At 72.3% G+C, this 19063-nt stretch carries 15 protein-coding genes and 1 tRNA gene; 3 read left to right on the top strand and 13 right to left on the bottom strand.

Annotation, left to right across the window (positions count from 1 at the left end; all coding sequences use genetic code 11):
- The first annotated feature begins 6 nt into the window (after nucleotides 1–6).
- Nucleotides 7–780, top strand: a complete 774-nt coding sequence (locus tag WMF12_RS41260) for a Stp1/IreP family PP2C-type Ser/Thr phosphatase (RefSeq protein ID WP_012240508.1) — start codon at nucleotides 7–9, stop codon at nucleotides 778–780.
- A gap of 20 nt (nucleotides 781–800) precedes the next feature.
- Here the strand turns inward: WMF12_RS41260 and WMF12_RS41255 are convergent, their stop codons facing one another.
- The 7 genes from WMF12_RS41255 to WMF12_RS41225 form a co-directional block, all read right to left on the bottom strand.
- On the bottom strand, nucleotides 801–1244 hold the full coding sequence (locus tag WMF12_RS41255) for a hypothetical protein (RefSeq protein WP_437742233.1): 444 nt from the start codon (nucleotides 1242–1244) through the stop codon (nucleotides 801–803).
- Nucleotides 1241–1963 (bottom strand): sigma-70 family RNA polymerase sigma factor, encoded by a 723-nt coding sequence (locus WMF12_RS41250; RefSeq protein WP_437854130.1) that lies wholly within the window; start codon nucleotides 1961–1963, stop codon nucleotides 1241–1243. The genes WMF12_RS41255 and WMF12_RS41250 overlap by 4 nt, the downstream gene beginning before the upstream one ends.
- Nucleotides 1964–2188: 225 nt before the next feature.
- Nucleotides 2189–2262: transfer RNA gene (locus WMF12_RS41245), tRNA-Gln, on the bottom strand.
- A 39-nt stretch (nucleotides 2263–2301) separates the two neighbouring features.
- Nucleotides 2302–3597, bottom strand: a complete 1296-nt coding sequence (locus WMF12_RS41240; RefSeq protein ID WP_437854128.1) for a hypothetical protein — start codon at nucleotides 3595–3597, stop codon at nucleotides 2302–2304.
- Nucleotides 3598–3828: 231 nt separating this feature from the next.
- Complete coding sequence (locus WMF12_RS41235; protein ID WP_437854125.1) at nucleotides 3829–5169, bottom strand: hypothetical protein; 1341 nt, start codon at nucleotides 5167–5169, stop codon at nucleotides 3829–3831.
- Entirely contained in the window at nucleotides 5166–5471 is a 306-nt protein-coding gene (locus tag WMF12_RS41230; protein ID WP_437854123.1) for a hypothetical protein, read from the bottom strand. Before WMF12_RS41230 ends, WMF12_RS41235 begins: the two co-directional genes overlap by 4 nt.
- A gap of 490 nt (nucleotides 5472–5961) precedes the next feature.
- Entirely contained in the window at nucleotides 5962–8808 is a 2847-nt protein-coding gene (locus WMF12_RS41225; RefSeq protein ID WP_437854121.1) for a hypothetical protein, read from the bottom strand.
- Nucleotides 8809–9032: 224 nt separating this feature from the next.
- Here WMF12_RS41225 and WMF12_RS41220 point away from each other — a divergent pair, with 224 nt between their 5' ends.
- Nucleotides 9033–9992, top strand: coding sequence for a PEGA domain-containing protein (locus WMF12_RS41220; protein WP_437854119.1), 960 nt, complete (start codon nucleotides 9033–9035; stop codon nucleotides 9990–9992).
- 27 nt (nucleotides 9993–10019) lie between these two features.
- Here the strand turns inward: WMF12_RS41220 and WMF12_RS41215 are convergent, their stop codons facing one another.
- From WMF12_RS41215 to rseP, 3 genes are all read right to left on the bottom strand, one after another.
- Nucleotides 10020–11576: a serine/threonine-protein kinase gene (locus WMF12_RS41215; RefSeq protein WP_437854117.1), complete on the bottom strand. Its 1557-nt coding sequence runs from the start codon at nucleotides 11574–11576 to the stop codon at nucleotides 10020–10022.
- A 284-nt stretch (nucleotides 11577–11860) separates the two neighbouring features.
- Complete coding sequence (locus WMF12_RS41210) at nucleotides 11861–13351, bottom strand: RsmB/NOP family class I SAM-dependent RNA methyltransferase (RefSeq protein ID WP_437854115.1); 1491 nt, start codon at nucleotides 13349–13351, stop codon at nucleotides 11861–11863.
- Nucleotides 13344–15014: an RIP metalloprotease RseP gene (gene rseP / locus WMF12_RS41205; RefSeq protein ID WP_437854113.1), complete on the bottom strand. Its 1671-nt coding sequence runs from the start codon at nucleotides 15012–15014 to the stop codon at nucleotides 13344–13346. The genes WMF12_RS41210 and rseP overlap by 8 nt, the downstream gene beginning before the upstream one ends.
- Nucleotides 15015–15408: 394 nt before the next feature.
- Between rseP and WMF12_RS41200 the strand changes: the two genes are divergently transcribed.
- Nucleotides 15409–15741, top strand: a complete 333-nt coding sequence (locus tag WMF12_RS41200) for a polyhydroxyalkanoic acid system family protein (RefSeq protein ID WP_437742222.1) — start codon at nucleotides 15409–15411, stop codon at nucleotides 15739–15741.
- A gap of 165 nt (nucleotides 15742–15906) precedes the next feature.
- On the opposite strand, the gene WMF12_RS41195 is transcribed toward WMF12_RS41200, so the two are convergent.
- The 3 genes from WMF12_RS41195 to WMF12_RS41185 all read right to left on the bottom strand — a co-directional run bounded on the left by WMF12_RS41195 (nucleotide 15907) and on the right by WMF12_RS41185 (nucleotide 18941).
- Nucleotides 15907–16887, bottom strand: coding sequence for a sigma-70 family RNA polymerase sigma factor (locus WMF12_RS41195; RefSeq protein WP_437854110.1), 981 nt, complete (start codon nucleotides 16885–16887; stop codon nucleotides 15907–15909).
- Nucleotides 16888–16906: 19 nt separating this feature from the next.
- Nucleotides 16907–18196, bottom strand: coding sequence for a phytoene desaturase family protein (locus tag WMF12_RS41190; protein WP_437854109.1), 1290 nt, complete (start codon nucleotides 18194–18196; stop codon nucleotides 16907–16909).
- Nucleotides 18197–18317: 121 nt separating this feature from the next.
- The gene (locus WMF12_RS41185; protein ID WP_437854107.1) at nucleotides 18318–18941 is read right to left on the bottom strand and encodes a Dps family protein; all 624 of its coding nucleotides are present in this window, start codon (nucleotides 18939–18941) and stop codon (nucleotides 18318–18320) included.
- Between the last annotated feature and the right edge of the window lie 122 nt (nucleotides 18942–19063).

The raw sequence follows: 19063 nt of genomic DNA, 5'->3' as shown, positions 1-19063 counted from the left end.
TGATCCGTGTCCCAAACGTTTCGAATCGAAGTGGCCGGCGAGACGAACGTCGGGCGCAAGCGCAACCACAACGAGGACAACTTCGGCATCATGGTGGAGTACGGCCTCTTCATGGTCGCCGATGGAATGGGGGGGCATGCGTCGGGCGAGGTCGCGTCGAAGATGGCCGTCGACGCGATGCAGGACTTCTTCGCCCAGACGCAGGACGACCCGGAGCGGACCTGGCCCTACAAGATGGACCGGTCCAAGGGCTACGAAGAGAACCGGCTGATCACGGGGATCAAGCTCGCCAACCTGCGGATCTACGAGACCGCGCAGCGCGAGGCGAAGAAGCGGGGAATGGGGACGACGTTCGTCGGCATCTTCACGGCGAACGACGGCGTCTACGTCGCCCACGTCGGCGACAGCCGGGTCTACCGCTTCCGCGAGGGCCGGCTCGAGATGCTCACCGAGGACCACTCGCTCCTCAACGACTACATCAAGATGAAGCGGCTCACGCCCGAGGAGATCGCGAACTTCCCGCACAAGAACGTGATCGTGCGCGCGCTCGGGATGAAGGACACGGTCAAGGTCGACACCCGCTTCGAGGTGCCGCAGCTGAACGACACGTACGTCCTCTGCTCGGACGGGCTCTCCGGCCCGGTGAGCGACCTGGAGATGACCCAGATCCTGACGGAGCATCAGGACATCCAGGTCGCGACCGCCAAGATGATCGAGCGCGCCAACGAGAACGGCGGGCCCGACAACGTGACCTGCGTCCTCGTTCGTTGGACCCAGTGACCGCCGCTCGGTGACGGTGATCAGGGCAGGGCGCCGCCGCTCCAGGGGATGAGCACCAGGAAGACGAAGGCGATGAGGGCGAGCATGAAGAGGCTCGTCATCAGGTAGGTCGAGCGCGGCGAACGCGCGGTGCTCCAGCCGTCGCCGTAGAACTTCCCCCGCGAGCGCACCCGGATCCGGCGCTGCACGCCGCGGAGAAGGCTCGGCGGCGCCGCGGGCGGCGGACGCATCGCCCCTCGGACCAGCTCGCGCAGATCCAGCTCGTCGACGAGCGGCAAGTCGCCGTCCTCGGGGAGATCGCCGTCCTCGGGGAGATCGCCGTCCTCGGGAAGGTCGCGCAGGGGCGCGGCGGCGGCGGGCGGGCGCTCCACGGGGGGAGCCGAGGGACGGCTGCCGCTCTCCGCGCCCGAAGCGGCCGGCTCATCGGCTCGCCCCGTGCGCTTCGGGTCGTCCGCTCCGCTCATTTCCCGCCTCTCACCTTCTCACCCATCATCTTCTCGACCAGCGCGCGGAGCTGGCCGCGCGCGCGATGAATCCGGCTCTTCACCGTCCCGTCCGGCAAACCCGTGACCGAGGCGATCTCTTCGTACGACATGTCCTCCACGTCGCGAAGGATGAGCGCCTCCCGGAACTCGGGATCGAGCTGCCCGATGGCGCGCTTCACGACCGCCTCGAGCTGCATCCCCTCCACCAGCTCGTCAGGCCGGCTCACGTCGCCGACGCTCACGCCCTTGGCCGCGGACAGCGGCACCCGCTCGGCCATGGCGTCGACGTCGTCCTGGGCGCCAGCGTGCCGCCGCGAGAGGTACTTCGTCCGGTTCTTGCAGAGATTCACGGCGATCCGATAGATCCACGTCGAGAGCTTCGATTCGCCGCGGAACTGATCGATCGCCTTGAAGACCTGCACGAAGACTTCCTGGGACACGTCCTCGGCCTCGTCACGCCGGCCGAGCATGCGGTAGACGAGCGCGAACACGCGGCGCTCGTACATGATCACGAGCTCGTTGAACGCGCTCTCGTCACGCGCGACGAGCCGCGCGATGAACTGCGCCTCGCCCGCCTCGAGCGGCGCCGCCGACGCGCGTCCGAGCTCCGCGCCCGCAGGGGGCGGAGAGCCGCCTCCGCGGTCCGTATCTACATGGGTAGGGGCTCCGCGTCCGCGGGCCCCTTCATCGCTCGCCACGCCGTCCGGTCCTCCAGGAGCCAGGGGCTCGCGCACGCCGCGTGGCAGGCGCAGAGCCCTCGGTGAGACCACGGTAAACAACCCCGGCTCGACCGCGCCAGACAATAGCGAGCAGGTGACGGTGCAGGACGCACCCGCGAGGCGGTGCGACCTCGCCCGAGGCGCCCCCGCCGACGCGATGGACATCGACCGCCATGACCCCCCTCAGAGGGCGCGGGGGCTCGATGGTTCCGGCGCGTGGATTCGAACCACGATTAGGGGATTCAAAGTCCCCCGTCCTGCCCTTGAACGACGCCGGAGTGCTGCGGGACGGAGCCGACCGCCGCGCGGCGCGCACCTTAGCGCGAGTCGCGCAGGATGGCACCCGTCCCGATCCATGAGTCGGCTCTGCGGGACGGATAACTGATGCCGCGCGTGGCGTCCGCTTCGGATCGGCCTCGCCTCAGGCGGAACTGCCCGCGCTCGCGGCGACCCGACGGCGCCGGCTTCGCGCTGGACGCCGAGGCCTTCTCCGCCCGGTGGAGCGGCAGCGCGGGCGCGCCGGTGCCCTCGCCCGGGGTCGCGGCCGCTTCCTCGCGCGCCGACGTCGCGTCGGCCGCCGCGCCGTCGCGCGCCGGGGCCGCTTCGGCCGCCGCGCCGTCGCGCGCCGGGGCCGCCACGGCAAGCGCCGCAGCGCCGGTGCTCGCGGCGAGGTCCGGGGCAGGCACGGCGACCTGCGCGGCGGCGGCCGCGACGCCCTGGGCCACGCCGAGGTGCGCAGCCTGCGCGGCCGCAGGCCTCGCAGGCGAGGCCTCAGGGGCGACCACGCTCAGCACCGAGAGGCCCAGCACGAGCACGAGCGCCGCGCTGCCCGCGGCCGCTCCGGCGGCGCCGCGAGAGACGCGGGCGCGCCGCGCGAGCCGCGACCAGGCGCCCGACACCCGCCCGCGCGGCGTCTGATCCGCGTCGCGCTCGCCACGCGCCGGCCCGAGCCCGGGCTTCGCGGCGCCGGGCCTCGGCGCCACGGCGCTCGGGAGCGTGTCGGGCGGGGACGAGGGGGCTGCGGGGAAACAGGACGGAATATCAAGAGAAATCGGCTGCGAGGGGCTGTCCCGCCGCAGCACGGCCTCGGCCAGCGGGAACCGGCCGAGGGTGAAGGCCTCGGCGCGCTCGCCGCGCGCCTTCGCGGGGGCGCCCTGGTGGAAGCGGGGCGCGACGGAGCTGAGGTCGTCCGGCGTCAACGCGAAGCTGAGCGGGCCGGTGGACTCAGGCGCCTCGCCCGCGGCGGAGAGGGCGGGCGCCTCGTCGCGCGGGGGCGGCTGGGAAATGGTCCAGCCGAGCGCCTTCACCTCGCCGGCAGGCGTCCAGCACTCGAGGCCTTCGCGCCAGACGCGCGTGCTGTGGGGGAGCTCCCCCAGCTCCAGCGCGCGCCAGAGCGCGACCGTGCTCATCGCCTCGAGAAAGTCGCCGCGGTCGATGCACCAGGGCTTCGACTCCGCCGGTGCCTCCTCCGCGCCGCCGGCGTGCGACGTGAACGGCATCGTGGGGGCGCTGCAGAGGCTGCTCAGCTGCCCCTGCCTGCACCCCTCCGCGCCGCCCGACGCCGGCACGCCGTCGCCAAGCCCCTCCACCTTGTACGCTGCGCTCGGGCCCATCGCTGTCTCCCTAGCGAGCCGCGGCGGCCCACCCGATGCTGCTTCCGGGTGCACCTCCGCTGCTCTCGTGCGTCGGTAGCGGATGCTGGCGCGGTGGGCCAAGAAAGGTGCCGGGCGGGGCAGGCGCCCAGGCCGGGGCGCTGCGTCTGGCGGCAGGGTTCGCGGGAGAGGCCGCGGCAACGCTGCGCGGGCAAGGGCGCGGCGGCCGCGAGGGGCGTGTCGCGGCCGACGTCAGAGGTCGGTGTAGTTGTCGGCGAACATCGCGCGCTGGCCGAGGAAGGCGATCTCGAGCGTGCCGCTGACGTCCGTCCCTCCGGTCGAGCTACGGATCACGTTGAGCGCTGGCATCAGCCGGATGAGCCCGCGGTACTCCGTCCCCACCGGCGCGCGCGCCAGCGTCACATGGACCGGGGCGCGCAGGCTGAGGCGGACATCGGCGGGCGCCTCGTCGTTGAGCGCGACCGCCACCTTCGCGCCGAGCGCCGCGCGGAACGTGGCGTTCGCCACCTTGTCGACGAGCCCGGCGTGCGCCGCGATCGTGAGCTCCTGGCTCTGCACCGGCGCGCCGAGCACCTCCTGCCGGCAGCGCGTGGCAGGGACGAAGGTGGTGGACTGGGTGACCGGATCTACGCCGTGGACGACGTCGCCCGCGGGCTCGCACCACTCGAGCGTGTCCGTCGACGCGGTCCAGCGCGAGTCGAACTTGATCTGCCCTTCGAGCGTGGGCGCGAGCTTCTTCCCGCCCTCGCCGACGTAGACCGCCGCCGCGCCGACGCTCCAGGGGACAGCGGTGAGCTCGCGCGGCGCGTAGGTCGGCGGCAGGCTCTGGTCGCGCCGCTCGGGGCCCGGACCCAGGTAGCTGAACCGGGTGCGGCCGACCGCGCCGCCGACGTAGAGGATCAGCGGGGGATAGGCCGAGCTGCCCTCCCCCTCGAAGTCGAGCCGCGCGAACGAGGCGGACAGGCGCAGGGTGCCGGTGGGCGTCTGGGCCGCATCGTCGGTGGCGGAGAACCCGATCAGCGTGGCCAGCCCGTCCTCGGCCGCTACCTCGGCCTCGATCACGGCGCTCACATCCCATGCCGTCGGATCCGTCACCTCGCCGAACCCGGCCAGCACGCCGAAGCCGACCCGCGCGAGCGCCGCGCCCCCGGAGCTGCCCGTGATCCCGACCGGAACGAGGTAGACGAGCTCGCGGCCCGTGGCGGCCGGCGCGATGGCCGCGCCCCCGGCAGGCGCGAGCGGCGCAATGGGGGCGATGGGAGCGCCCGACGCGGCCGGGGCGACCGGCGCAATCGCGCGGCCCGGCTGCGCGGGCGCCACGGCCGCGCCAGCGCCCGGCGCCGCCGTCGGCGCGGCGGGTGTGCTCGGCGCGGCAGACGGGACCGGCGCCGTGGGGGCGCTGGCCGCCGTGGGGGCGCCGGGCGCGCTGGCGGCCGGACGGACGGGCGCCGGGGGCGCTGCGCCCGGCGGCACGGGAGCCGACGGCTGCCCCGCGCCCTGGGCGAGCGCGGGCGCGGCCAGCGTGAGCGAGAGCAGCGCTGCGGCGCGCTGGAGCAGCAGGGCGCCCCTCACGGCGCCACCGTGAAACGGAAGGTGAGGCAATCGGCGCCGCTCGACGTGTCGTATTCGGCGCGGGTGCTCTGGTTCGTCTTGGGATCGAAGGCGAAGATCTGGAACTTGCCGCTTCCGTTCCGGACCCTGAAGCGGAACACGTAGTTGCCGGGATCCAGATCGAACTCGGGGAAGACCGTGTTGCGGATCGAGAACGGCCTCACCCCCGCCGGATCCGCGGTGGGCGCCGGGTCCTCGAACAGATAGCCGACGGCGCTGAGGTGGTACTCGTCGCTGTGGAGCTTGAGCTTGATCCTCTTCATGGTCGAGAGCGATCCTCTCACACGCGCGCGGCACGGTACAGCGGCTGGAGGGCGCGCGACATGGCAGCGATCGGGCTCGCCCGACCGTCCGGACCATTTCTGACGAGCGCAGGTGGGTCGTTTCTCGTGAGCGCCGAAGGGATGTCGGAGCGAAGCGGTAATGTTCTCAACTGGGCATATGCATGGTCGAGCGTCGGGGGCGCTCGGGTATCCGTGATAGTTTTGACTTCATGGTGGTACCTGTCATCGGGCGGAGCGGTGGCGACGGGCGCGGGCTTCGGCGCCGACGGGGGCCGTCCGCGAGTTGATTCCTCGCGGCGGCGCTCGTGACGGTCGCGTGTGATGGGAGGGTCCTGGGGGGATCGGCGAAGACGAGACGGTTCGGCGTCGAGCGGCGGCGCGGGCGAGGGGAGCGCGAGCTCGTCGTGGTGCGGCTGGTCAGGTAGCCGGCGCCTGCGGATCGGGGGAGGAGCGTGGCGCCTCGAGGCGCTCAGCCGCCGCTGGCGCGCCGCACGGCGACGCCGACGCCGGCGGTGCTGTAGCAGCCGCTCACGTTCCACGAGATGGTGGTGTTGGAGTCGGCCACGAGATAGCCGGCCAGCGCGACCATGACCGCCGGATCGGTCAGGCGCCGGTTCATGGTGGAGGTCGCCGCGGTGGGGCTGATGGTGGCGCCGGTGTTGCCGTTGCGCGCCGCCATCACCGTGTACACGAACGAGCCGCTCGCGCTGAAGTTGGTGGTCACCCCTCGGGGCACGGCGCTGGTGCCGCAGTCCGTCGTGTTGGTGTGGATGCCGGTCGTGATGGCGCTCGCGAACGTGCTCGACTGGTGCACGCCCTTCAGCTCCACCACGTTGGCGAAGTACACGCCCCAGGTGTTCGCGTTCGCCATCTGCACCACCACGGGCTTGTTGCCGGTGGCGGCCGGAAGCTGGCTGTCCAGGAGGTAGTAGATGCGCGCGGCGGAGTTGTTGTCGGCCTGCTGCCCGTTGAAGAGCGTCATCGGCGTGCCGTCGTAGGTGACGCTCACCGGCGCGAGCGAGTTCTCGGAGGCGACGATCCCGACAAGGACCATGCGATCGTGGTCCCGCGGTGTCTGCAGGGCGTGGCTCACGTTGATGATGGGCGCCGAGTTCCCGATGGTGCTCAAGGTGCCGGTCGTGCCCGAGTTGACGACGACGATGTCCGGCGAGACGACGCAGTTGCCGTTCGAGCAGATGGACCTCGTCCCCGAGCACACGTGGCCGCAGTCGCCGCAGTTGCTGGCGGTGCCGAGCTGGGTCGTGCAGCCGTCGCCGGGGTTGCCGCAAGCCTTCCAGCCCGGGTCGCAGGTGGGCACGCAGGTGCCGGCCGTGCAGGCGGTGGCGCTCGCGTGCGCCTGGAGGCACCGGGCGTTGCAGGCGCCGCAGGCGTTGACGTCGCTGGAGACGTCCTTCTCGCAGCCGTTCATTCCGTTGCCGTCGCAGCTGCGCCACAGGCCGCTGCACACCGGGTTGCAGCCCGACGAGCTGCATTGATTGCTGGCGACGTGGGCGCTGGCCCCGCTCTCGCACACGAGGTTGCAGCCGAGGCAGTTGCTCTCGTCGCTCCACAGGTCGATGTTGCAGCCGTTCCTCGGCACCCCGCAAGCGTCGTACTGCGCGCTCGTGCACACCGGGTTGCAGGTGCCGTCGAGGCACAGGTTGCTGGTGGTGTGGATTATGTTGCACTGGGTGCCGCAGGCGCCGCAGTTCCCCTCGTCGGTCCTGACGTTGGCCTCGCAGCCGTCGGTCAGCGAGCTGTTGCAGTTGCCGTAGTCCGCCTTGCAGCCGGCGAAGGAGCACGCGCCGCCCTGGCAGGTCGCGGTGGCGTTCGCGTAGATCGTGTTGCAGTTGACGCCGCCGGCGGCCGCGCAGGCGCCGCAGTGGGTCTGGTTCGAGTTGACGTTCGTCTCGCAGCCGTTGTCCGGATTGCCGTCGCAGTCGCCCATCCCGCTGTTGCACGTCCGCACCTTGCATTCGCCGCCCTCGCACTTGGGGGTGCCGCCGGCGATGGTGCAGGTCTCGCCGCAGGCGCCGCAGTGGCTGAGGCTCGTGTCCGTGCTCGTCTCGCAGCCGTTGTCGTAGCTGCCGTCGCAGTCGGCGAAGCCCGGCTCGCAGCTGCCGATGGCGCAGCCGGTGGCCGTGCACTTGCCGGTGCCGTTGGCGACCGTGCACAGGCCGCCGCACGTGCCGCAGTTCTCCGGATCGGCGGCCAGATTCACCTCGCAGCTGTCCTCGGGGTCGCCGTTGCAGTCGCCCCTGCCGGCCGGGCAAATCGTCTCGCCGCAAACGCCGTTGCGGCACCAGGGCCTGCCGCCCGCCTCGGGAACGCACTCGATGCCGCACCCGCCGCAGTGCAACACGTCACGGGTAGTCGCCCTCTCACAACCGTCGACGACCTGGCCGTTGCAGTCGGTGAAGCCCGCGTCGCACTCGACCTTGCACTCCGACGCCTCGCAATACGCGTCGCCGTTCGCGGCCGGGCACAGCTCGTCGCACCCGCCGCAGTGGCTCGAGTCCGTCGCAGTGTTCACCTCACAGCCGTTCTCGGGATCGCCGTCGCAGTCGGCGTAGGGTGCTTCGCACGCCTTGACCTTGCAGGCGCCGCCCTGGCACTCGGCGGTCGCGTTCGGCAGCGCGCACTTCAGGCCGCAGCTGCCGCAGTTGTCCGTGTCGGTGCGGACGTTCACCTCGCATTCGCCCTCGGCCTGGCGATCGCAGTTGGCGTAGCCGTCCGAGCAGGTGGGGCCGCACACCCCGTCGATGCAATCGTCGCTGAGGCAGTCCCCGCTCGAGCGGCAGATCTTGCCGTCCTGGCAGCCCCCACAGTCGGCGCCGCAGTCCACGTCGCTCTCGGTGCCGTTGGGCACCCCGTCGGTGCAGGTCGGCGCGACGCATTGGCCGTCCTGGCACACGCCGCTCTCGCAGTCGCTGGCCCGGTTGCACGTCTGGTCGGTCGCGCACTTCTTGTCGCAGCTGCCGCCGCAATCGATGTCCGACTCCGAGCCGTCGCGGGCGCCGTTCATGCAACCCGCTTCCTGGCAGACGCCGTCGATGCACTCGCCCTCGGCGCAGTCGCGGCTCGCGGCGCAGCCGGAGCCGAGCGGGCATGGATCGCACTCGCCGCCGCAGTTCAGGCCCGTCTCGCCGTCGGACTGCGCGTCGTCCGTACAGTGCGCCGGCGGGCCGGATACCGACGCGAACTCGAAGTCCGGCACGCTGCACGAAGCGGCGGCGGCGAAGATCCCCGCCGTCAGCGCGGCGGCCGAGAACGCGCGGAGCAGCGCGAAGCGACGCAGAAAGCTAGGGGTCGACATCGAACGACAAAAGTATCATTCGCTGGCGGATTTCGCGGCCATAAATTGAGAAGGCGGCGTCAGGATCCGCGCGCGAAAGCTCCGCCGGCGCGCGCGCACCTCCGACCACGACGCGGTGCGGCGTCGCGCGGCGAAAGCCGCGCCGCCATGTTGACGCGCGCGGCGAAGGCTGCGCCGCCACGTTGACAGGAGCGGAGGCGTCAAGTCACCATGGCAAGCGCCGCATGAGGAATTTCCCGCGAATTTTCCGCGTCGTAGCGGTGCTGCTGCTGCTCGAGGCACCCGCGCTCGCCCAGGACACCGACGCGCTCAAGCAAGCCCGCGCGCAGTTTCAGCAGGCGACCGAGCTCGAGCAAGCGGGCAACTGGGCCGCGGCCCTGCAGCGGTTCCGCGAGGTCGGCCAGGTGCGGATGACGCCTCAGGTGCGCTTCCACATCGCCGTGTGCGAGGAGAATCTGGGGCGGCTCGTGACCGCGCTCGGTGGCTACGAGCTGGCGCTCGCGGAGGCCGACACCGTGGGGCCCGATTTTCGGGCCGAGGTCGAGCAGTCGATCGGCCGGCTGCGCGCCCGGATCCCGAAGCTCATCATCGTGCGCGGCAAAGGGGCGGCCTCCGCGGCCATTGCGCTCGACGGCGTCGCCCTCGGCGGTACGTCCATCGGCGTCGAGGTGCCGCTCGATCCCGGGCCTCACGCGCTCACCGCCAAGGCCCCCAATTACAGGCCGTTCCAACAGACGGTGGAGCTGAAGGAGGAGGGGGTGACGCGCGTCGAGGTGACGCTCGAAGCATTGCCGCAAGAGCTGCTGATCCAGGCGGGCGCCTTGCGGGAGAGGCCGCCGTCCAAGGTGGTGCCGTACGTCATCGGGGGCGTCGGCGCCGCGAGCCTGATCGGCTCCGGGGTGTTGTTCGGGCTCCGCCAGGGAGCGCTCAAGGATCTGGAAGACGCCTGCGGCCCGGACGGCAAGTCGTGCCCGCCCTCCATGCAGTCGCGCTACGACGACCTCAAATTCTATCACTATGGCGCGCAGGTGGCGCTCGGCGTCGGCGTCGCCGCGGTCGGCACGGCGACCGCGATCTTGCTTCTTCAGAACAGGAAGCCAAAGCAGCCCGAGAAAACCTCGCTCGAGCTCGTGCCCGTCGCGGGCGGATCCGAGATCGGCGCGAGTCTCTCAGGAACATTCTGAGGAGTCGAGTTCGTCCAGAGCGGGGTGCTAGAACCCCGGATCATGCTTCCACGACTTGGGCGGCGTGGGGGTTGGCGTCGGGCTCGGCGAGCTGCTCTGCTCGGCGGGCTTGGTCGGACGGCGGGGCGTCGCGCGCGCGGGTGACACCGGGAGCGGAGCCGGCGTCGTCGGCGCCGGGGCCGGCGCTGCGCTGGCCGAGACGGAGGCAGAGGGCTCGCCCGGGGGCGCGCCGGGCTCGGTCGCAGGGGGCGCCTCCGCCCTGGGAGGCGCGGGCGCCGGGGCGGCGGACGCCGGGGCGGCGGGCGCGGCGACGGAAGGAAGAGGGGCGGGCGCGTCGGCGCCCCGGAGCAGTACGGCGAGCACGCCGGCGGCGAGGAGACCGAGGATCACGACGGTGGGCAGCGCGCGGCTCCTGGAGCGCGCGAACGGCGGGATCTCGTCGTCGAGCGTGCTCTGTCCGGCCACGCCCCGGGCCGCGCCGCGGAGGTTGACGGTCCTGAAGGCGCTCACCGACGAGGGGCTCGCGCCGGTCACGTCGGAGCGGCCCAGGTTGTTGCTCAGCTGATTGCGGTCAGCGCGCTCCAGCGCTTCGGTGAGGGCCGCGCGCGTTTGCTCCTGCTGGTCCTCGAACAGCTCGCGGACGAAATTGGCGACGTCCTCGTCGGTGGCTCGCTGGCCCGGCGGAAGCGCCTTGTCGAGCGCTCGCATCAGCTCGTTGGCCGTGGCGTAGCGCTGGTCGCGCTCCTTTTCGAGCGCTCGCATCAGCACGGCCTCGAGCGACGCCGGGTAGTCGGCCTGGAACTCGTGCGGCGCCTCCACCGGGTCCGTGGACGAGATGGCGAACAGCGTCGCGCCCTCGGATTCCCTGCGGAACGGGTGTTTGCCGGTGGTCAGCGTATAGAGCACGATGCCCATCGCGAACACGTCGACGCGCCGGTCGATCGCGTCGCCGCGCACCTGCTCCGGCGCCATGTAGCTCACCTTGCCCTTGAGCTGGCCGGCCTGCGTCGTGCTGTCGTTGAGCGCGGTGGCCTTGGCCACGCCGAAGTCCACCACCTTGGCCAGGCCGTTGTACGTGACCAGGATGTTCTGCGGGGAGATGTCGCGGTGCACCAGGCCGACGAGCTTGCCGCTCTTGTCCTTGAGCTCGTGCGCGGCGTGCAGGCCGGCGCAGGCCTGCGCCACGATGCGCACCGCGATCGGGATCGGCATGCCGTTCTGCCGCTTCGCGACCTTCATCACCTGGTTGAGCGGAATGCCGTCGATCCACTCCATCGCCAGGAACAGCACGCCGTCCTGCTCGCCGAGGTCGAGGATCTCGACGGCGTTCGGGTGCCGGATCTGGGACGCGAGCGACGCCTCCGAGAGGAACATGCGCTCGAACTGGTCGTCCTCCGACAGCGTCGGCAGCATCGTCTTCACTGCGACGATCTTCTGGAAGCCGCGCGTCCCCTTCAGCCGCGCCGCCCACACCATGGCCATGCCGCCTGCTGCGATCGGCAGCAGCAGCTCGTAACGACCCAACACGGACCCGGGCCCGAGCTCGGCCGGGGTGTTCTGCAGGAGGTTCGGCGCAGGATTCACGCTACTCGGAAGGTTTGTTAAGTGCCCTGACCGTACGAGTGTGCGGCGTCACGAAGCGAGTGCCCAGCGATAAGAAACACCGCGGAGACAAATTGCGGCTATCGCACCAATAACCCCACCTCCTTACATTTGCCGACAGCTGCGGCGGCGCTTCGTGGCTGGGCAGCTGCCGCCAAAACGTCGTTAGGAAGTCCAAACGCTGTCCGGAAGTCAAGCTGCTCTTATGCGCCTACCATCGTACAAGGAAGGCGGACGGGCGCGCCGTCACGCGTCGTCACGCGTCGTCACCGCCGCACGACGAACATCGCGGCGAAATACCCGTCCGTGCCGTGCACGTGCGGCAGCAGCCGGAACGCGTCGCCGCCGCCCGCGAGCTCGCGCGCGAGCTCCGCGTCGAACGGCGCCGGCTCCAGCCGGACGCCGAGGCCGTCGTCCGCCGGGGCCGCGAGCCGCGCCGCCACGGCCTCGCACTCCTCGCGCAGCACGCTGCACACCGCGAACACGAGCCGGCCGCCGTCCCGGGCGCGGGTCGCGGCGCGGCGCGCGATCGCGACCTGGAGGTCGGCCAGGCGGGGGAGATCGTCCGCCTCGCGCCGGAGCGCGATCTCCGGGCGCCGCCGCAGCGTGCCCACCCCGGAGCAAGGGGCGTCGACGAGCACCCGGTCGTAGCCCTCGGGGACGTCGCCCGCGCCCACCGTCCAGTCGACGGCGTAGGTCTCGCGCACGGAGGCCGCAGCCCGCCCGAGCCCGTCGCGCGCGCCGGCCTGCGCATCGCCGGCCTCCGCGCCTGCGCCCTCCGCGCTCACGGGAGGCGCGCCCAGCGCCGCGCGGAGCTGCGAGAGCTTCGCAGGGTACAGGTCCGCCGCGTCCACCGCGCCGAAAGGCAGCACCGCGCGCGACAGGAGCCACGACTTGTTGCCCCGGCCGGAGCAGGCGTCGAGCACGGCCTCGCCGGGCCGCGCGCCGAGCGCGAAGGCGAGCGCCTGCGCCCCCTCTTCCTGGCCGATCCACGCGGCGCCGAAGCCTGGGAGCCGCCGGAGATCGCCCGCCCCCCGCGCGACGATCGCGGTCGGTGAGACGCGCCCCGCCTCGAAGGACCCGGTGGGCGCGGCGGCCCGCAGCGCCTCGATCCACGCGCCGCGGTCCTCACCAGGGGCGAGGCAGAGGCCGGTCGGCGGCGGCACCGGGCCGGCCGACAGGAACGCCTCGGCCGCGGCCCGGCCGAGCGAGCGGCGCAGGGCGCCCCGCAGCCACCCCGGCGCGGAGGCGACCACCGCGCTCGCGAGCGGCGGGCGACCGCCGGACTCCACGGCCGCCGCGAGCCGGCGCAGCACGGCGTTCGCGAACGCGCCGACCCGCGGCCCGCCGGCCGCCTGGGCGCCATCCACCGCCTCCGAGACCGCGGCGAACGAGGGGACGCGATCGAGGAAGCAGAGCGAGTACGCCCCCATCAGCACGTGGGCGCGCACCAGCGGGTCGGCCGTCCAGCGGCTCTTCGCGGCGAACTCGGCGATGCGCGCCTCGAGCGCCGCCTGCGCGCGCAGGACGCCGTAGACGAGCTCCGTCGCGAGGCCTATGTCCCGCGGGTCGAGCGCCGGCGCGCGGCGCAGCTCGGCGTCGAGGGCCGCCGAGGCGAAGGCGTCCGAGCCCCACACCCGCGCGAGCACGCGCGCCGCGACCGCGCGCGGCGCGCTCTCGGCCGGATGCGGCGGGCGCGCCGGGCCGCGGCCGCCGTCGCGCCCGTCACGCCCGTCACCTTCGCCCCGGTCAGCCAACGAGCTCCTTGAATTGCCCCTGGATCACGTCCCAGCGGCGCTCGACGTCGTTCTTGAAGGCGATGCCCATCAGGCCGATGAGCACCACGAGCCCGACCAGGCTCGCGATCTCGCGGACGCGCAGCGGCAGCGGGCGCCGCAGCACGGCCTCGAACGTGAAGAACAGGAGGTGGCCGCCGTCGAGCACCGGGATGGGCAGCAGGTTGATGAGCCCGAGGTTGATCGAGATGACCGCCATCGCCCAGACGAAGTAGCTGACCCCCTTCGCGCCCTCCTCGCCGATCACGTCGTACACCGTGATGGGGCCGCCCAGCGTGGAGATGCTGACCTTGCCCTCCATGATGCGGACGATCCCGACCACGATGAACCGGATGACGTCGTACGTCTCGTCGACCGCGCTCTCCAGGGCGAACTGGAAGGCCGACGGGCTGTCGACGAACGGCTCGGCCACCATCGGCGACCAGTTCGACGCGCGCAGGTAGAAGCGCGGGCGGTGCTGGCCGTACTCGTCGATCCAGTCCTCGCGGCGGAGCTCGATGGTGCCGCTCTTGCGCTGGCCCGAGCGCTGCCACGTGATGACGTGCGGTCTATCCGGGGCCGCGAAGAGCCGCTCGACGAAGGTCGACCAGGCGGTGACCTCGACCCCGTCGACCTCCGTGATGCGATCGCCCGGCCGGAGCTCGGCGTCCCACTCGGCCGAGCCCTCGGGGACCTCGGCGACGTAGAGGTCGGCCGGCTCGATGCCGGTCCGCGCGAGCAGGTCGCCGTGGCCGCTCTCCGGCGTCAGCGCGGCGACGCCCGACTCGTAGACGGCGAGCTCGGCCAGGCCGCCGAGCGCGCGCGGCACCGTGACCGGCCGCAGGTACGTGACCGGCACCGTGGCGCCGCGGCTCTCCTCGAGCGCGAGCTCCAGGTCGGCGAACGTCTTCACGGGCGTGCCGCGCACCTCCGTCACGACGTCGAACGTGCGCAGCCCGGCCCGGAACGCGGGCGAGTCGGGCCGCGAGACGCCCACCACGGCGGCGGGGCGGCTCGGCCGGATGCCGATCTCGCCCACCCGGTCCACGATCTCGAGCGGCTTCTGGACGACCTTCTCCTCCGGGACGACCGTGACCTCGACGTGCTCCTTGTTGCGGAACACCTTGAGGCGGAGCTCCTGGTTGGGGCTCTTCGTCACGATCCGGTGCAGCTCGGCGAAGGTGCTGACGCGCTCGCCGTCCACCTCGAGGATGCGATCGCCCGGGACCAGCCGGCCCTCGGCCGGGTGCCCCGGCAGGACCACGCCGACCGTCGGCGGGACGAAGCGGGTCTCCCCGATGAAGACGGCGAAGTAGAGCAGCACCGGGAAGAGCACGTTCATCGCCGGGCCGGCCATGACGATGATCACGCGCTTCCAGAGCGCCTGGGACTCGAAGGTGCGCTTGCGATCCTCGGGGAGCACGGCCTCCTGCCGGTTCTCCTCGAGCATCTTCACGAAGCCGCCGAGGGGAAGGAGCGCGACGCAGTACTCCGTCTCCCGGCCCCGCAGGCGCAGCACCCGGGGGCCGAAGCCGATCGAGAAGGTGAGGACCTTCACGCCGAAGATCTTCGCGCACACGAAGTGGCCGAGCTCGTGCACGAAGATGAGCACGGAGCAGAGCAGCGCGAAATACAGGAGGTCCACGGCGGCGGCTCTCTTTACGCGAGGCCGGGCTCGGTGACCACTGGCCACTGAGGGACGCAGGGCCAGGGCGCCCCCGCGCGAAGGGCGGCCTCCGGCGCAGCGACGGCGTCCGGTCCGTGGAAAGGCGCCCTCCGGCGTTGCGATGCCTTCACGGTGATGGCCCCGGTCGGCCGCCCACAGACACCCGCGGTTCCGCCGCGTGGCGAAATGTCACAGAGCGCGGGCGCGCGATGCGCGATGCTGACGAGCGCCAGAGGGCCGCAGGCCCCGCGCATCCGTGTTATCTCACCGATGGAACTCGGCCGGGCGCCGCGCCCGCGAGCGACGCCTCACGGCGGACGGTCCCCTGGCCGATTCTCGCGATGTGCCCTGATACGAACTGCGAGGTCCCATCATGAAGCACACGATTGAGCACGACCTGAACGACAGCGAGGCAAAGCTGGCGACCGAACGAGCGATCGCGCAGTACCGAGAGCGGTACGCCGAGTACGAGCCTTTCCTCGTGTGGCGCGACGCGAAGCGCGCCGAGCTCGGCTTCTCGGTGAAGGGCGTCAAGCTGAAAGGCAGCATGGAGCTCCGCCCCGGCGCCGTGGACGTGGATCTCGACGTGCCTCTCCTGATGCGCCCCTTCAAGGGGATAGCGATCGCCGCCATCGACAAGGAGGTTCGTCACTTCATCGCAGAGGCGCACCGCGAACGGGCCCAGGGAGGCGGCAAAGCCACCTGAGCGAGCGGGCTGTTCCGCTATGGACATGAGCGCCAGCCGGCGCTATGTTGCTCCAACAGTATCTACTTCGCCGGCCGAAGTACGCCCCGCGATACGACTCACTCCAGTGCTCGGCCGGCAGGGGGCTGTCTCCTCGCTGCTCACCTGCCGGTCTCGCCGTCGCGCTCACGGAGCGAGCGCCTTCACGGCCGTCAGCTTGTGCGAGGCCAGCACGGAGTGGATCGCCGTGATGAGGCCGCTCGCGTCGATCTCGCAGCGCATGACGAACCGCGGCGCCAGCTTCTCCACGGTGGTCGTGCGCTCGATGACGACCGCCGGGAGGCCGTTGATGAGGCGCAGCTCGTGGCGGAGCGCTCCGGGGTCGTCGATCCTCAGCAGGCCGACGTAGAACCGCGCGACCCGGTTCGGGCCGACGACGATCCGGCGCGCCGCCTTGAACTCGCCGTTCGCGTCGTTGATGACCCGGACGCCCTCGCTCAGGAGCGCCTCGATGGCGGCGACGTCCTGCGTCGCGAGCGTCTGCAGGAAGCGCACGAGCGCCGCGCCCGAGCGCTCGACGAGCTCGGGTGAGGGGCGGCAGCGGTCGCGCTCGTACGGCTCGAGGGCGCGGCGGGCGCGGTGGTGGGTCGTCTTCACGCTGGCCTCCGACAGGTCGAGCGCGGCGGCGGTCTCCTGCACCGAGTAGTCGAAGACGTCGCGGAGCAGGAGCACCGCGCGCTGCTGCGGGGTCAGCGCCTCGAGCGCGATGAGGAAGGCGAAGGACGCGCTCTCGAGGAGGTCGTAGCGGCCCTCGGTGCCCTCCTTGCCCGGGATCTCGAACGACGGGGGCTCGGGCTCCGCCTCGATCGGGGAGGGGAGCCACGGTCCGTCGTAGGCGAGGCGCTTGCGGCGCCGGAGGGCGTCGCGGCCGAGGTTCAGCGCGACGCGCGCGAGCCAGGGGCGGACGGGCTCCTCGGTGCGCGCGGGCGGGCGCTCCAGCGCGCGGACGAACGTCTCCTGCACGATGTCGTCCGCGTCCGCGGCGCTGCCGGTGAGCCGGTAGGAGAGGGCCCAGAGGAAGCGCTCGTGCTCGCGGTAGCTCGCGGCGACGAAGCCGGGGGCGGCGAGCCCGGCGCTCGGGGCAGGAGAGGCCGTGGAGCTGCTCATGGAGCGTCGGGTAACCCCGTCACGCCGCGCGGTCGAGCGCGCGGCGCGAGAGGATGGCCCGCGCGGCGTCCCGCGCGCTGGCGAGGCTCGCGTCGGCGAGCATGCCCGTCGGCCCGACCCAGTCGCCCGCGAGGAAGAGCCCGTCGAGATCCGGGACGCGGGCGCCGGGGCGCCCTGCGTGGCCGCCGCCCTCCGCCGTGACCACGGCGTTGGAGACGATGAGCGAGGGCAGGAAGCGGCGCTCGACGATCGCGCCGCGGTAGCCGGGCTGCGCGCGGTCGAGCAGATCCTCGAGCTCGCGCTCGGGGTCGCGGCCGGCGAGCTCGGGGCTGTACTGGGCGGTGTGGATCACGGCGCCGCCCGCGGGGGCGAGGCGCGCGGCGTCGGTGTGGACCGACAGGTAGAGCGGGCGGTCGATGCCGAGCACGAAGCCCGGGCGCTGGCGAGGGAGCCTCGACAGGGCGACGTCGAGGCAGGCGGCGCGGACCGGGAGGGCGCGCTCGGCGTGCGCGGCGAGCGCCGCGCTCGCGGGCGCGAGGGCGGCCGCGGCGCGCGGGCTCGCGGCGACGAGCACGGCGCCGGCGCCGAGGCGGTCGCCGTTCGCGAGCTCCACGGCGGAGACGGCGCCGCCCTCGGCCGCGATCTGCGCCGCGCGCGCGCCGGTGAGGATCTCCACGCCGGCCGCGACGGCGGCGTCGCGCAGGCCGTCGACGAGGGTCCTCCAGCCGCCGTCGAGGTAGAGCACGCCGTGGCTCAGGGCGAGCTGCACCTGCGCGAGCGCCGCGCCGGCGCTCTGGTGATCGTCGTCGGCGCAGTAGGTCGACAGCCGGACGAGCGCGCCGACGAAGCGGCGCGCCTCGGGCGTCCGGAAGGCGTCGCGGAGCCAGGCCGAGACCGGGACCGCCGCGAGCGGCGCGGGGTTCGCCGCGGCGAGGCTGCCAAGGACGCGCCCCATCTCGACCTTCGCGGCGAGGGGGAAGAGGCCCGTCGTGAGCAGCGACAGGGCGCCGGACGGCAAGGTGTGGAGGGCGCCGCGGTCGAGCGCGAGCGCGCCCGACGGGGACGGCGCCGCGCCGGTGAACCGGATGCCGAGCTCGCGGAGCACCTCGTGCGCCGCGCCCCCGCGGTAGAGCGCGTGGGCGCCGAGGTTCAGCGAGAAGCCGTGGCTCTCCTGCGTGGAGGCGCGGCCGCCCGGCGCGTGCGCCTTCTCGACGAGGGCGACCGACCGGCCCGCCCGGCCCAGGTACGCCGCCGCGGCCAGGCCCGCGAGCCCGCCGCCGATCACCACCACGTCTCTTGTAGTAAGCATCACATGACCCCTTTCCTGGCGGTACCACGATCGGGGGGCCGGAAAGGTTACGCGCGCCCCGTCGAATTTTCGGAGCGCGCCCGGAGGGCTGGACGGCGAGGCGGAAGCGGCGTGCCGGCGCTCAGGTGGCGCGGACGAGCGGCGTATCGACGAGGTGCTCGGACAGGAACCACACCTGCATCTCGTTCGTGCGGAGGACGTCGCTCATGAGCAGGTCGGCGGTGCCATCGTCGCGGTTGTCGGTGGTGAGCTTCACCGCCTCGCGCGTCTCCGCGAGGATGAGCTCGTGCGCGTCGAGCAGGCGCGAGAGCTGGGCGGGCACCTGCTCGCGGCCGCGGGGCGCCCGCTCGATCCTCGTCATCTCCGCGACGTCGTGCGCCATGGCGATCGCGACGCCGCCCAGGATCTGGACGCGCTCGGCGAGCATGTCGATCAGCGCGGCTTGCTCCTTGAAGTGCTTGTCGAAGAGCAGGTGGAGCTGGAAGAAGGTCGCCCCGGACACCTGCCAGTGATGCTTCTTGTACATGTCGCGCAGGACGAGCGTGTCCGACAGGATCTGATTCAGCGCCCGGATGCTCTCCGCGCGCGACTTCGCGGCGAGCGCCAGCGGATAGTCCACGACCGTCCCGAAAGGCTGGATCTCCTTGCCTCGCTGGCGGAGGAGGGGCTGGGCCTCCAGCGCCCGCGCTCCGCCTTCCTTGCCGCCACGCCCCTGTTTCCTCTGTTGCTTCCTCTGGACTGCCATGGTCCCCTCCCCGTCGCTCGGTTCACTACGTATCTAGAGCCCGAGCCCGCTCCGTCCATGGCTGCACGTCCGCTGTCGTGTCCACGCGGGCCCGCGCGGCGCTCCGCTGGAAGGCGCGCCCG

It is taken from the genome of Sorangium sp. So ce363 (assembly GCF_051520435.1).
GTDB classification, from domain to species: domain Bacteria; phylum Myxococcota_A; class Polyangia; order Polyangiales; family Polyangiaceae; genus Sorangium; species Sorangium cellulosum_B.
Note: the sequence above shows the minus strand (reverse complement) of the source record. Positions and strands in the feature narration are given on the sequence as shown.

Excerpts from the sequence above, each read along its gene's own strand:
- WMF12_RS41240 (WP_437854128.1), bottom strand. The coding sequence starts at position 3,597 with ATGGGCCCGAGCGCAGCGTACAAGGTGGAGGGGCTTGGCGACGGCGTG.
- WMF12_RS41230 (WP_437854123.1), bottom strand. The coding sequence starts at position 5,471 with ATGAAGAGGATCAAGCTCAAGCTCCACAGCGACGAGTACCACCTCAGC.
- WMF12_RS41190 (WP_437854109.1), bottom strand. The coding sequence starts at position 18,196 with ATGCTTACTACAAGAGACGTGGTGGTGATCGGCGGCGGGCTCGCGGGC.
- WMF12_RS41200 (WP_437742222.1), top strand. The coding sequence starts at position 15,409 with ATGAAGCACACGATTGAGCACGACCTGAACGACAGCGAGGCAAAGCTG.
- WMF12_RS41255 (WP_437742233.1), bottom strand. The coding sequence starts at position 1,244 with ATGAGCGGAGCGGACGACCCGAAGCGCACGGGGCGAGCCGATGAGCCG.
- WMF12_RS41225 (WP_437854121.1), bottom strand. The coding sequence starts at position 8,808 with ATGTCGACCCCTAGCTTTCTGCGTCGCTTCGCGCTGCTCCGCGCGTTC.
- WMF12_RS41185 (WP_437854107.1), bottom strand. The coding sequence starts at position 18,941 with ATGGCAGTCCAGAGGAAGCAACAGAGGAAACAGGGGCGTGGCGGCAAG.
- WMF12_RS41220 (WP_437854119.1), top strand. The coding sequence starts at position 9,033 with ATGAGGAATTTCCCGCGAATTTTCCGCGTCGTAGCGGTGCTGCTGCTG.
- WMF12_RS41195 (WP_437854110.1), bottom strand. The coding sequence starts at position 16,887 with ATGAGCAGCTCCACGGCCTCTCCTGCCCCGAGCGCCGGGCTCGCCGCC.